At 53.6% G+C, this 14,009-nt stretch carries 10 protein-coding genes; 5 read left to right on the top strand and 5 right to left on the bottom strand.

Features of this window, described 5'->3' with window-relative positions; genetic code table 11:
- Positions 1–47: 47 nt before the first annotated feature.
- Both nfuA and gntT read left to right on the top strand, forming a co-directional pair.
- A complete protein-coding gene (gene nfuA / locus AB182_RS27330; protein WP_041851371.1) occupies positions 48–623 on the top strand; it encodes a Fe-S biogenesis protein NfuA in 576 nt (191 codons plus the stop codon).
- Positions 624–955: 332 nt separating this feature from the next.
- Positions 956–2,272 carry a gluconate transporter gene (gene gntT, locus AB182_RS27325; protein WP_041851370.1) on the top strand — a complete coding sequence of 439 codons (1,317 nt, stop codon included), beginning with the start codon at positions 956–958 and terminating at the stop codon, positions 2,270–2,272.
- Between the two features lie 58 nt (positions 2,273–2,330).
- Here the strand turns inward: gntT and malQ are convergent, their stop codons facing one another.
- On the bottom strand, positions 2,331–4,418 hold the full coding sequence (gene malQ / locus AB182_RS27320; RefSeq protein WP_047372815.1) for a 4-alpha-glucanotransferase: 2,088 nt from the start codon (positions 4,416–4,418) through the stop codon (positions 2,331–2,333).
- Between the two features lie 9 nt (positions 4,419–4,427).
- Positions 4,428–6,821 (bottom strand): maltodextrin phosphorylase, encoded by a 2,394-nt coding sequence (malP, locus tag AB182_RS27315; RefSeq protein WP_047372814.1) that lies wholly within the window; start codon positions 6,819–6,821, stop codon positions 4,428–4,430.
- A 108-nt stretch (positions 6,822–6,929) separates the two neighbouring features.
- Here malP and AB182_RS27310 point away from each other — a divergent pair, with 108 nt between their 5' ends.
- Together AB182_RS27310 and malT are read left to right on the top strand one after the other, a co-directional pair.
- The gene (locus tag AB182_RS27310; RefSeq protein WP_047372813.1) at positions 6,930–7,133 is read left to right on the top strand and encodes a hypothetical protein; all 204 of its coding nucleotides are present in this window, start codon (positions 6,930–6,932) and stop codon (positions 7,131–7,133) included.
- Positions 7,134–7,460: 327 nt separating this feature from the next.
- On the top strand, positions 7,461–10,166 hold the full coding sequence (gene malT, locus AB182_RS27305; protein WP_047372812.1) for an HTH-type transcriptional regulator MalT: 2,706 nt from the start codon (positions 7,461–7,463) through the stop codon (positions 10,164–10,166).
- 40 nt (positions 10,167–10,206) lie between these two features.
- On the opposite strand, the gene AB182_RS27300 is transcribed toward malT, so the two are convergent.
- From AB182_RS27300 to glpE, 3 genes are read right to left on the bottom strand one after another with little or no spacing between them, the layout of a single operon-like run.
- Positions 10,207–10,965, bottom strand: a complete 759-nt coding sequence (locus AB182_RS27300; protein WP_047372811.1) for a DeoR/GlpR family transcriptional regulator — start codon at positions 10,963–10,965, stop codon at positions 10,207–10,209.
- A 17-nt stretch (positions 10,966–10,982) separates the two neighbouring features.
- The gene (gene glpG, locus AB182_RS27295) at positions 10,983–11,813 is read right to left on the bottom strand and encodes a rhomboid family intramembrane serine protease GlpG (protein WP_047372810.1); all 831 of its coding nucleotides are present in this window, start codon (positions 11,811–11,813) and stop codon (positions 10,983–10,985) included.
- Positions 11,814–11,872: 59 nt separating this feature from the next.
- On the bottom strand, positions 11,873–12,202 hold the full coding sequence (gene glpE / locus AB182_RS27290; protein ID WP_047372809.1) for a thiosulfate sulfurtransferase GlpE: 330 nt from the start codon (positions 12,200–12,202) through the stop codon (positions 11,873–11,875).
- 241 nt (positions 12,203–12,443) lie between these two features.
- Here glpE and glpD point away from each other — a divergent pair, with 241 nt between their 5' ends.
- On the top strand, positions 12,444–13,949 hold the full coding sequence (gene glpD / locus AB182_RS27285) for a glycerol-3-phosphate dehydrogenase (RefSeq protein ID WP_047372808.1): 1,506 nt from the start codon (positions 12,444–12,446) through the stop codon (positions 13,947–13,949).
- Positions 13,950–14,009: the final 60 nt, after the last annotated feature.

Here is a 14,009-nt window from a genome sequence, read left to right as displayed (position 1 = left end):
TGGGCGTATTATAACCAAGTAAAATAGTCAACTATTAGGCCATTGCTATGATCCGTATCTCTGACGCTGCGCAAGCGCATTTTGCTAAACTGCTGGCAAATCAGGAAGAAGGGACACAAATCCGCGTATTTGTGATTAACCCAGGCACGCCAAACGCTGAATGCGGCGTCTCTTATTGCCCGCCAGATGCAGTGGAAGCAACTGACACCGCCCTGAAATTTGAACAACTGACCGCCTATGTCGATGAGTTGAGTGCACCATACCTGGAAGATGCGGAAATTGATTTTGTCACTGACCAGTTGGGCTCCCAGCTTACCCTGAAAGCCCCCAACGCGAAGATGCGTAAAGTGTCCGAAGACGCGCCGCTGATGGAACGTGTTGAATATCTGCTGCAATCGCAGATTAACCCGCAACTGGCAGGCCACGGCGGCCGCGTCACGCTGATGGAAATTACTGATGAAGGTTACGCTATCCTCCAGTTTGGCGGTGGTTGTAACGGTTGTTCAATGGTCGATGTGACGCTGAAAGAAGGGATCGAAAAGCAGCTGCTTAACGAATTCCCGGAGCTGAAAGGTGTACGCGACCTCACCGAACACCAGCGCGGCGAGCACTCCTACTACTAAGCCCCTTCTTGCTTTATGCTCTCCCGATACGGGAGAGCATGTTACCTGTATCTCTCCACGTATAAACGCCTCTCTTTTTTGCATTCATTTCCAGCCTGGAGTATGACCGGCATCTCACTTCGCAAATTTTGACCCACCGGGTGATTCTCTTTTGATGAATGTTACCCGTATCATCTGTGCCAGTACCCAAAATATAAAAAACATCCGGCTATCCTTTTAAAAAGGGGATGTAAGGCATATCGGTACTCCAGCGCTTCGTTTTACAGGGCTAAAACCTGTAATAACCGCTGAAAAACTGACGTTACCCATAACAAATTAAGGCCAGGTAAATCATGCCATTAGTCATCGTTGCTATCGGTGTAGTCTTGTTGTTGTTATTAATGATCCGCTTCAAATTGAACGGATTTATCGCCCTGATCCTGGTGGCACTCGCCGTCGGTATGATGCAGGGCATGCCTCTGGACGCAGTCATCAAATCTATCAAAGCCGGTGTGGGCGGAACGCTGGGCAGCCTTGCGCTGATCATGGGCTTCGGCGCCATGCTGGGTAAACTGCTGGCGGACTGCGGCGGCGCACAACGCATCGCCACCACGCTGATTGCGAAATTTGGCGAAAAACACATTCAGTGGGCCGTCGTACTGACCGGCTTCACCGTGGGGTTCGCGCTGTTCTATGAAGTGGGCTTTGTTCTGTTACTGCCGCTGGTTTTCACTATCGCAGCAGCAGCCCGTATCCCACTGCTGTATGTGGGTGTCCCGATGGCGGCCGCGCTTTCCGTTACCCACGGCTTCCTGCCTCCGCACCCTGGCCCGACCGCTATCGCCACTATTTTCCATGCGGATATGGGCAAAACCCTGCTCTACGGTACGCTGCTCGGTATCCCGACCGTTATACTGGCCGGCCCGGTCTACGCCCGTTTCCTGAAAGGCATCGACAAGCCGATTCCGGAAGGTCTGTACAATAAGAAAACATTTACCGAAGAAGAAATGCCGGGCTTTGGCGTCAGCGTCTGGACCTCTCTGGTGCCAGTGGTGCTGATGGCCCTGCGTGCGGTAGCTGAGATGCTGTTGCCGAAAGGTCATGCGATTCTGCCTTACGCTGAGTTCTTCGGCGATCCGGTGATGGCGACCTTAATTGCGGTGCTGATTGCGGTCTTCACCTTCGGCCTGAACCGTGGTCGTTCCATGGACGACATCAACGAGACGCTGACCAGCTCAATCAAAATCATTGCCATGATGCTGCTGATCATCGGCGGTGGCGGCGCATTCAAGCAGGTTCTGGTGGATAGCGGCGTGGATAAATACATCGCGTCACTGATGCATGAAACCAATATCTCACCAATCTTTATGGCATGGTCAATTGCCGCCGTACTGCGTATCGCCCTGGGTTCTGCAACCGTTGCAGCCATTACCGCAGGCGGGATTGTCGCACCGCTGATTGCCACTACCGGCGTAAGCCCAGAGCTGATGGTTATCGCAGTGGGTTCCGGTAGCGTGATTTTCTCTCACGTGAACGATCCTGGCTTCTGGCTGTTCAAGGAATACTTCAACCTGACCATCGGGGAGACCATGAAGTCCTGGTCCGCACTGGAGACCATTATCTCCGTCTGCGGTCTGGTTGGCTGTCTGCTGCTGGGAATGGTGGTATAAGTTCTACCATTTAACTGGCTGTTAAAAGAGAACCCGCCGAATGGCGGGTTCGTTGTATTTACTTCTTCGCTGCCGCTTTCCGGCGTTTATCCAGGTCTTTGATCAGCCTGTTGACGTTCTCGTCAGCAAACATTTTCTCCAGTGACACGGCGAGCTTACGCCGCCAGTTTTTGTACTGATAACTGGTGCCCGGAATGTTCACCGGCCCGGCCATGTCCAGCCAGTCTTCCGGCTGTAGCCCCAGTAACGCACTATTACTGTCAGCGATATAGCGCTGCATCCCACGATTAAGCACCGCACTCATCGGCATACGGGAAGCCTTATGCCCCACCCGTTTTGGCAAACAGCCATGAGCGTGAAGCGCATCCAGTAGCCCTTGTTTTGCCAGTTCGCGATCGAGATACAGCCCGCGCAGCACCACTTCATCCGGATACAGACCCAAAGTCTTACCCAGCGTCAGGTCGCCACTTTCCCAGTATCCCCGCAACGTCGGCAAATCATGAGTCGTCGCCACCGCCATTGACTGGGCCGGGTAGGCTTTGGGGGAACGGTAGCGCTTCTCGTGATCATTTTCAAAATAGAGGACTTTGTAGGAGTAAACGCCGCTGTCGCGCAGCTTGCCGACGATTTCCACCGGAACGGTCCCCAAATCTTCGCCAATGACCATGCACTGATGACGCTGACTTTCCAGTGCCAGGATCGACAACAGATCGTCCACCGGGTACTGCACATACGCCCCGTGATCCGCCGTTTCGCCATACGGGATCCACCACAGGCGCAGCATCGACATCACATGATCGATACGCAACGCGCCGCAGCTTTTCATATTGGCGCGCAGCAACTCGATAAACGGTTCGTACGCCCGTGCGGCGATAATATGCGGGTCCATGGGCGGCAACCCCCAGTTCTGCCCCAGCGGCCCGAGAATATCCGGCGGCGCGCCCACAGAAGCTTTCAGGCAGTACAGCTCGCGATCGCACCAGGTTTCCGAACCGCCTTCGGCAACGCCCACGGCAAGATCCCGGTACAACCCAATTGGCATGTGGTGACTCTGGCTCTCCTGCCAGCATTCGGCAAATTGCGTATATGCCAGCCACTGCAACCACAGGTAAAAATTCACTTCATCGGCATGGCTATCGCAAAAGGCTTTGACCTCCGGGCTGTCGGTTGACTGAAAGCCTGCCGGCCAGGCAGGCCAGCCCCAGCGTAGCGGATCCTCTTTCACCTGGTTGGCATGTAGTGCATCAAACGCCGCCTGCCAGTAAAGACTTTCCCCCTCTTCCTTCACGAAGGCATGAAACGCAGCGCGTAAATCGTCATCGTCTTTACGCTGTGAAAACTGCAACCAGGCCAGGCGTAATGCCGCCAGTTTGAGGGCCGTTACGCCAGCGTAATCGACAAACTCCGCATCGCGGGCGGCGTCCAGCGCCTTGCGCGTCGTAGGGAGTTTCCACCACGCCTGCGCTTCTTTGCTCAACTGAAAATCTTCTACCGCGTTAACATCGATATAAATGATATTCAGCCAGCGGCGAGAAGAGGGACTGTACGGACTGGCGCTTTCCGGATTGGCCGGATAAAGCGCATGAATGGGATTCAGACCGATAAACGCGCCACCGCGCTGACCCACCTCGCCCAACATAACTTTCAGATCGCCAAAATCACCGATCCCCCAGTTACGTTCAGATCGCAAGGTATAAAGCTGTACGCAAGCCCCCCAGAGTTTTTTCCCTTCCAGCAGGGCCTGCGGTTCATAACAACGCTTTGGAGTGACAATTAAGCGACAATGCCAGCTCTGCTCAGCTTGACGCAGGGTCAGCGTATGATATCCCTGCGGCAACTTCGCTGGCAGGGTGAGATTTTTCCCCGCGTCGACCTGGCCCTTATGTTGCTGGCCATCTTCGGTGGTGATTATCCAGTTGAAAGTGCCGTTTCCCTCAATCGGCAATGACTTCTTCTTTCCCTGGGTATGAACCAGTACATTCGGGACCGGCGTTACCGCGACAGGCGTCGCGGTAACGGCATGCATAGCGTCAAGCAAACGTCGTTTGGTTTCCGCACCAATAGACTGTGGTTTGCCATGCGCATTGATGTAATCCGGGCTAATTCCCGCCGCCAGCGCGGCATTATCAAGACGTTTGCTCACTATGGCGTTTCCTTAGCGTTTTGCCTGCCAGATACGGGTTTGGTAATCACGGATCGAACGATCCGAACTGAACATGCCGCAACGTGCGGTATTCAATATTGTAGCCCTGGTCCAGGCGTCTTCATCACGATAGAGCGCATCTACCCGTTTTTGCGCGTCGACGTAGGCGGCGAAATCCGCCAGAACCAGATAAGGATCGCCGCCCTGCTTACCGATGCTGTGCAGCATCTGGTCGAACGCATGTTTGTCGCCCCCGCTGTACTTGCCACTCTCGAGTTCTTTGAGCACCGCATCCAACAGCTTATCTTTCTTACGCCATTTCACCGGATCGTAGCCTTTGGCTTTCAGCGCCTTCACCTCTTCCACGGTATGACCGAAGATGAAGATGTTTTCATCGCCAACCTGCTCAGCAATCTCGACGTTGGCGCCATCAAGGGTACCGACGGTAAGCGCACCGTTCAGCGCCAGTTTCATATTGCCGGTACCAGAAGCTTCTTTACCTGCGGTAGAAATTTGTTCGGATACATCTGCCGCCGGGATAAGACGTTCTGCCGCCGAGACGCAATAATCCGGCAGGAAAACCACTTTCAGCTTATCGCCCACCGTCTTATCGTTATTGATTACCTCGGCCACTTTATTGATGGCGTAAATGATATTTTTTGCCAGGTAATAGCCCGGCGCGGCCTTCGCGCCGAAGAGGAATACGCGTGGTACGCGGTCTGCCTGCGGATTTTCGCGAATCTCTTTATACAGCGCCACAATATGCAGCAGGTTCAGATGTTGGCGTTTGTATTCATGCAGACGTTTGATTTGAATATCGAACAGCGCATGCGGATTGATCTCAATGCCGGTACGCGCCTTGACGAAGGCCGCGAGTTGCACCTTATTTTCCTGTTTGATGGCACGATATTGCGCGCGGAATTTCGCGTCGTCGGCAAATTTCTCCAGATTAATCAACTGGTCGAGATCGTTCGCCCACTCATTTTTCAGCGATTTATCCAGCAATGCCGCCAGCGCCGGGTTGCACTGTTTGATCCAGCGACGCGGCGTAATACCGTTAGTGACATTGTGGAATTTCGTTGGCCACAGTTGGTGATATTCCGGGAACAGATCCTTGACGACTAAATCGGAGTGCAACGCCGCAACGCCGTTCACTGCGAAGCCGCCAACGACACACATGTTGGCCATACGAACCTGCTTGTTGTGCACCACCGCCAGTTTCGCCCACACGTCCTCATCGCCAGGCCAGGTTTGCTCAACCAGTACCTTAAAGCGATCGTTAATCTGTTTGATGATTTGCATGTGGCGAGGCAGCAGCGCTTTTACCAGTTTTTCATCCCAGCACTCCAGTGCTTCCGGCATCAGCGTATGGTTGGTGTAGGCGAAGGTTTTACTGGTAATAGCCCAGGCGTCATCCCAGCTCAGTTGATGTTCATCAATCAGTACGCGCAGCATTTCCGGGATCGCAATAGTCGGATGCGTATCGTTAAGCTGGATAACTTCAAAGTCAGGTAACTGGGCGATTTTGCGTCCGGCCAGATGGTGACGACGCAGAATATCCGCCACGGAGCAGGCACACTGGAAATATTGCTGCATCAGACGCAGCTTCTTGCCCGCCTGGTGGTTGTCATTCGGATAGAGCACCTTGGTCAGTTTTTCTGCATCAATGCCCTGCTGCTCGGCACGCAGAAAATCACCGTCGTTGAATTTGGTCAGATCGAACGGGTGTGCATGGGTCGCCTGCCACAGGCGCAGCGGCTGTGCCACGCTGTTACGATAACCCAGGACCGGTAAATCCCAGGCTTCGCCGACAATCGTAAAGCCCGGTGTCCAGTGTCCGTCTTTACTCACTTTGCCGCCAATGCCCACCTGCACGTTCAATTGCGCATTATGGCTGAACCAGGGGTAGCTGCGACGCTGCCAGTCATCTGGCGCCTCTTTCTGCTGACCATCGTCAAAAGACTGACGGAACAAACCGTACTGATAGTTCAGGCCATACCCGGTAGCAGACTGGCCTACCGTTGCCATAGAGTCCAGGAAGCAAGCCGCCAGACGTCCTAAGCCACCGTTACCCAGCGCCGGGTCGGTCTCTTCTTCCAGCAGATCGCTCAGATTGATACCGCTTTCCTGCAGAACATCGCTCACCTCTTGATACCAGCCGAGGTTGAGCAGGTTGTTACCCGTCAGGCGGCCAATCAGAAATTCCATCGAAATGTAGTTCACATGGCGCTGGTTTTTCGCAGGCTTAGCCAGCGGTTGTGCCACCAGTAATTCCGCCAGCGCGCCGCTCACGGCCTGCCACCACTGACGAGAGGTCATCTCCTGGGCGGCGTGCAAGCCAAAATGCTGCCACTGACGCGTCAGGGCCGCTTCAAATTGCGCTTTGTTAAACGTGGGCTTTGACATAGAGAATTCGGATCCTGTAATTGAAAAAACAACGTTAGCGCTAGTGTGCCAGGCTCATGAAATGACGTCCTCATCCTGCCAGGGATTCAACGGGGAGGAGCAGCAGGGATGAGCGAAAAATGTGATCTCTGCCACCTTAACTTAGCTGCTTTTTTAAGCATTTTTCAAGCATTTGCTGCCTCATGGGGCGTGAAAAAACACGTTAACGCATCGTTCACTGACAGGGGGGATGACGGGGGACAAAGTCAAAAATATGAAATATTGTTTCAGGGAAATTATCACTCCCGTCATCAACATAATTTGAGTAAATAATATTTTCTTAAATGATAATTTCGCCTTTTGCTATTTGTGCCATTACGTCGCTATTTTGGGAAATATTCCACTAAAGCCCCCAAAACATGCAAAACTATTTCGCCTTATTTTGAACCGCCTTACTGCAAATCGGGCTGCATGCCCTTTCGCCACAGCTACTGTCTCTTTATTCACAACTCAAATAGAAATGTGACATAGTGCAAATTCACAATCGTCAGATCCGGACATAACTTGCAATAATTCGGAATTTATCCGACCTTATTTATATTAATTACGAAGCGCAAAAAAATCGTTTTTCCCCTATGTCCTCACAGTGAAGTGATAACTATGTTGATTCCGTCTAAATTAAGTCGCCCGGTACGCCTCGACCATACTGTCGTTCGTGAGCGTCTGCTGGCTAAACTTTCCGGCGCGAACAATTTTCGGCTTGCGCTGATCACTAGCCCGGCAGGGTACGGAAAAACAACGCTCATTTCTCAATGGGCTTCCGGTAAAAATGACGTCGGCTGGTTTTCGCTGGATGAAGGCGACAACCAACAGGAACGTTTTGCCAGCTATTTCATTGCGGCCATTCAGCAAGCCACCGGTGGGCATTGCGTCAGCAGTGAGGTGATGGCGCAAAAACGCCAGTACGCCAGCCTCTCCTCCCTCTTTGCCCAGTTATTTATTGAACTGGCAGAGTGGCAACGCGCGCTCTATCTGGTGATTGATGACTACCACCTCATCACCAACCCGGTAATTCATGAAGCCATGCGCTTCTTCTTGCGCCATCAGCCAGAAAACCTGACGCTGATTGTGCTGTCGCGCAATTTACCGCAGTTAGGCATCGCCAACCTGCGCGTACGTGAACAGCTGCTGGAGATCGGCAGCCATCAACTGGCCTTTAATCATCAGGAAGCGAAGCAATTTTTCGATTGCCGCCTGACCTCGCCCATCGAAGCGGCAGAGAGCAGCCGCCTGTGTGATGACGTTGCCGGCTGGGCCACTGCGCTACAACTCATTGCCCTTTCCGTACGCCAGAATCACAGCGCCGCGCAGCAATCCGCTCGCCGTCTGGCGGGGATCAACGCCAGCCACCTGTCCGACTATCTTGTGGATGAGGTGCTGGATAATGTGGATGCCAGTACGCGCCTGTTCTTACTGAAAAGCTCATTATTGCGCTCTATGAACGATGCGCTGATTGTCCGTGTCACTGGCGAAGAAAATGGTCAGATGCGGCTGGAAGAAATTGAGCGCCAGGGGCTATTCCTGCAGCGCATGGATGACTCCGGCGAGTGGTTCAGCTACCACCCGCTGTTCGGCAATTTCCTGCGCCAGCGCTGCCAGTGGGAACTGGCGACTGAACTACCGGAAATTCATCGCGCGGCGGCAGAAAGCTGGATGGCACAGGGTTTCCCCAGCGAAGCCATTCATCACGCACTGGCCGCGGGCGACGGTATCATGTTGCGGGATATCCTGTTGCATCACGCCTGGGGGTTGTTCAATCACAGCGAACTCAGCCTGCTGGAAGCATCGCTGAAAGCGCTGCCGTGGGAAAGCCTGCTGGAAAACCCTCGCCTGGTTCTGCTACAGGCCTGGCTGATGCAAAGCCAGCATCGCTACAGTGAAGTGAATACCTTGCTGGCCCGTGCCGAGCAGGAGATGACCACCCGAATGGATGCCTCCCTGCACGGTGATTTCAACGCGTTGCGCGCGCAGGTCGCGATCAATGATGGTGACGCCGTCGAAGCGGAACGTCTGGCCATGGTCGCTCTCGACGAACTGCCGCTCGCCAATTACTACAGCCGTATTGTCGCCACATCGGTACATGGCGAAGTGCTGCACTGCAAAGGGCAACTCACCAACTCCCTGGCGTTAATGCAGCAAACCGAACAGATGGCGCGCCGCCACGACGTGTGGCACTACGCCTTATGGAGCCTGATTCAGCAAAGCGAAATTCTTTTTGCGCAAGGCTTCCTGCAGGCCGCCTGGGAGACCCAGGAAAAAGGGTTTGTCCTGGTACGCGAACAGCATCTTGAACAACTGCCGATGCACGAATTCTTACTGCGCATTCGTTCGCAGTTGCTCTGGGCCTGGGCACGCCTTGACGAATCTGAGGCCGCCGCCCGCCAGGGGATGGAGGTTCTCGCCTCCTTCCAGCCGCAGCAACAGTTACAGTGTCTGGCGCTGGTGATTCAAAACTCGCTGGCAAGAGGCGATTTGGATAACGCGCGCGCGCATTTGCATCGTCTGGAAAACTTGCTGGGTAACGGTCAGTATCACAGCGATTGGGTATCGAACGCCGATAAGGTTCGGGTGATTTACTGGAACATGACAGGGGATCGCAAATCCGCAGCACAGTGGCTTCGCCAGACACCTAAACCGGAGTTCGCTAATAACCATTTCCTGCAAGGGCAGTGGCGTAATATCGCCAGAGCGCAAATTCTGCTCGGTGATTTCGATCCGGCCGAAATGGTCCTCGAAGAGCTTAACGAGAACGCCCGCAGTCTGCGCCTGATGAGCGATTTGAATCGCAACCTGCTGTTACTGAATCAGCTGTACTGGCAGTCCGGACGCAAAAACGACGCACAGCGTGTGCTACTTGAGGCGCTGCAGCTTGCCAACCGCACCGGGTTTATCAGCCATTTTGTCATAGAGGGCGAGGCGATGGCGCAGCAATTGCGTCAGCTTATTCAACTCAACACATTGCCGGAGCTGGACCAGCACCGCGCGCAGCGTATTCTGCGCGACATCAACCAACATCACCGGCATAAGTTCGCCCATTTTGATGAGAACTTCGTTGAACGTTTACTGAACCATCCGGAAGTGCCGGAACTTATCCGTACCAGTCCGTTAACCCAGCGAGAGTGGCAGGTTTTGGGGCTTATTTACTCAGGCTATAGTAATGAGCAGATCGCCGGTGAGCTCGCCGTAGCGGCAACCACCATTAAAACGCATATCCGTAATTTGTATCAGAAGCTGGGGGTTGCTCACCGTCAGGATGCTGTGTTGCATGCCCAGCGGCTGCTGAAGATGATGGGCTATGGCGTCTGAGTTCAGGTCGGGCTGGCGCAACGCCGCCCGACACTATCTCTCAGCATAACTCTAACTGGATGTTATTACTGGTGATCACCTGCATGACGCCCGCAGGTGGCATAGTATCGGTGTACACTGCATTCACCATGCTGATACTGCCCATATTAACCATCGCGTTACGTCCAAACTTCGAGTGATCCACCACCAACATCGCATGGCGGGAGTTTTCAATGATCGCCCGTTTGGTGCGGACTTCATGATAGTCAAACTCAAGCAGCGAACCATCAGCGTCAATGCCACTGATACCAAGAATGCCAAAGTCCAGGCGGAACTGAGAGATAAAGTCCAGCGTAGCTTCGCCGACAATGCCGCCGTCACGGCTACGCAATTCGCCGCCCGCGAGGATGACGCGGAAATCTTCTTTTTTCAGCAGCGTATTTGCCACATTGAGATTGTTAGTCACCACGCGTAAATCGCTATGATCGAGCAGCGCGTGCGCCACAGCTTCCGGGGTAGTTCCAATATCAATAAACAACGTTGCGCCGTTCGGGATCTGGCTGGCCACTTTACGGGCAATCCGTTCTTTCTCCGCCGTTTGCGTTGCCTTACGGTCATGCCAGGAGGTGTTGACGGAGCTGGAAGGTAGCGCAGCCCCCCCGTGATGGCGCAGGATTTTGTTTTGATCAGCCAGATCGTTAAGATCGCGGCGAATCGTCTGCGGACTTACCGAGAATTGCTCTACCAGTTCTTCCGTGCTGACATATCCCTGCAGTTTAACCAGTTCAATGATCGCGTCATGACGTTGTGTTTGTTTCATGAAATGTCTCTGGATAATTATGTTCGTTTTCGCGCATTCAATGTATCTACCAGCGCCATCGCAAGGCCAATCACCAGCCCGCCGGTGTGGGCGCCGATAGCCGTATCCACTGCTGAGATGCCAAACCAGTCAGCAACCAGTAACACGACCGTAAAAATAACCAGTCCACGGGGCAGCCAGACCGGGCGTTCCGGGTCTCGCTCACCACGTAGCCACACATAACCAATCAATGCATAGACCACACCTGACAGACCACCAAACCAGGGGCCCGTCAGTTTGTACTGTAAAAAGCCGCTCAGTAACGCGCTGATAAGCGTGATCACCACCAGCTTGCCGCTTCCCAGACGTTTTTCAACGGCTCCGCCAAGATACCACCACCAGAACAGGTTAAAGATGATATGAACCAGCGAAAAGTGCATTAGCGCATGGCTAAAGTAGCGCCAGGCTTCAAATTTCAGCGAGGCGTCATAGGGCCAGGCAAGCCAGACCATCACGGTCTGATCGTCAGACATACTCATCAGGATAAAGACCAGCACGCAAGCCGCGAAGACAGAGAGGGTAATCGGCCCACCGCGCTCCCGCAGCGCCGCGCGCAGAGGAAATCCACGGTAGTGCAAACCGCTGCCTGTCTCTCCGGATTGCCAGCTTGCGGCGAGATAACGTGGATCGGTGGGATTTTCCAGAAAACGCGCCAGTTCAGCTTTCACGCGCTCAGCCTGGCTTTCGTCCGCCAGCCAGATATCGCTTTGCGAGTGGTGTTGAATCGTAAGAATGACGCCCTGTGTTTGCATGTAATCGACAAACGCCTGGGCGACGCGCGGGTTGGTAAATGATGTAATCATCAACATGGCTGGCGGTCGCTTTGTCTCCGGAAAAGAGCACAGTATAGCGGCAGATTCATCACTCTCTAAAGGGATCCCTGCGTGACTTCCGCTGGAAAGTGACGGTGCCAGGCATCAAAGCCACCATCAACGCTGAATACCGAATCATAGCCTTGCTGGAGCAGGTATTGTGCCGCACCTTTACTGCTATTGCCGTGGTAGCACATCACCATGACCGGGGTATCGAAGTCGGTTTCACGCATAAACGCCCCGAGCGTATCGTTTGTTAAATGAAAAGCGCCCGGCGTATGGCCAATCGCATAGCTTTGCGGGTCACGAATATCGACCAGAACCGCCTGCTTAAGCTGCAGTTTCTGGTGGGCCTCTTCAACATTAATACAGACAAAATGATCCATTCTGATCTCTTTTCTTTTACGTATGACAGGTGGTACGCCTGCTTCTTCCCGTATACATCAGGGCGGAAAAAGCAGGCTGCATAAGTTTACCGCTTAGTGTACGTCCTCCTGGTGGAGAAACACCATTATGTTATGTATATCACTCTAAATTGTTTTTCTGATGTTACCAAAAGCGCGATCTTTTGCTATTATGAGCGATATCGAACATTTGTGAGCTTTAACGAAAGCGCGTGAGGGCAGCATGGAAACCAAAGATCTTATCGTTATTGGCGGGGGCATCAACGGTGCCGGTATCGCGGCGGACGCCGCAGGGCGAGGTTTATCCGTGCTGATGCTGGAAGCCCAGGACTTAGCTTGCGCGACCTCCAGCGCCAGCTCAAAATTGATTCACGGTGGCCTGCGCTACCTTGAACACTATGAATTTCGTCTGGTTAGCGAGGCGCTGGCCGAGCGTGAAGTGCTGCTGAAAATGGCACCGCACATTGCCTTCCCGATGCGCTTCCGCTTGCCGCATCGCCCCCATTTACGTCCGGCGTGGATGATCCGCATCGGTCTTTTTATGTACGATAATCTGGGGAAACGCACCAGTTTACCCGGATCGCAAAGTTTGCGTTTTGGCTCAGAATCGGTCCTCAAACCTGAAATCGTGCGCGGTTTCGAATATTCTGACTGCTGGGTCGATGATGCCCGTCTGGTACTGGCGAATGCGCAGATGGTTGTCAAAAAAGGCGGTGAAGTGCGCACCCGCACCCGCGCCATCTCAGCAAAACGTGAAAACGGACTGTGGATTGTTGAAGCGGAAGATATCGACACCGGGGAAAAATTTAGCTGGCAAGCACGCGGTCTGGTCAATGCCACCGGCCCATGGGTTAAGCAGTTCTTTGATGACGGGATGCATTTGCCGTCTCCGTATGGTATTCGCCTGATTAAAGGCAGCCATATCGTTGTGCCACGCGTTCATTCACAAAAGCAGGCGTATATTCTGCAAAACGAAGATAAACGTATCGTCTTCGTGATCCCGTGGATGGATGAGTTCTCCATCATTGGTACAACCGATGTGGAATATAAAGGCGACCCGAAAAACGTCGAAATCGACGAAAGTGAAGTGAATTACCTGTTGAAGGTCTATAACGCGCACTTTAAAAAGCAACTGACGCGCAATGACATTGTCTGGACTTACTCCGGTGTGCGCCCGCTGTGTGACGATGAGTCGGATTCTCCGCAGGCAATCACCCGCGACTACACGCTGGATATTCACGATCAGGACGGCAAAGCGCCGCTGCTTTCCGTCTTTGGTGGCAAACTCACGACCTACCGTAAGCTGGCTGAACATGCGATGGAAAAACTGGCCTCCTATTATGAAGGTATCGGCCCCGCATGGACCAAAAACTGTGTGTTACCCGGCGGTGAACTGGCGGGCGATCGTGATGATTACGCTGCAAAACTGCGTCGCCGTTACCCGTTCATTAGCGAATCGCTGGCTCGCCATTACGCACGGACCTATGGCAGCAATACCGAGTTGATTCTGGCCGGAGCCAGTAGCATCGAGGACCTGGGTGAAAACTTCGGGCACGAGCTGTACGAAGCCGAGCTGCGTTACCTGGTTGAGCATGAGTGGGTGCGCCGTCTGGATGATGCCATCTGGCGTCGTACCAAACTGGGCATGTGGCTCAATGCCGACGAGCAGTCCCGCGTAGCCCAGTGGCTGGCTCGCCACAGCAAAGCAGAACTCTCGCTGGCCTCGTAATCGTGCCCCCGCTGAGAGATGCTCAGCGGGGGTTTTATGACGCGGCAGCGGGGGCTTACA

Source organism: Phytobacter ursingii, from assembly GCF_001022135.1.
GTDB lineage: Bacteria > Pseudomonadota > Gammaproteobacteria > Enterobacterales > Enterobacteriaceae > Phytobacter > Phytobacter ursingii.
This window is presented reverse-complemented; position numbering and strand designations above follow the sequence as displayed.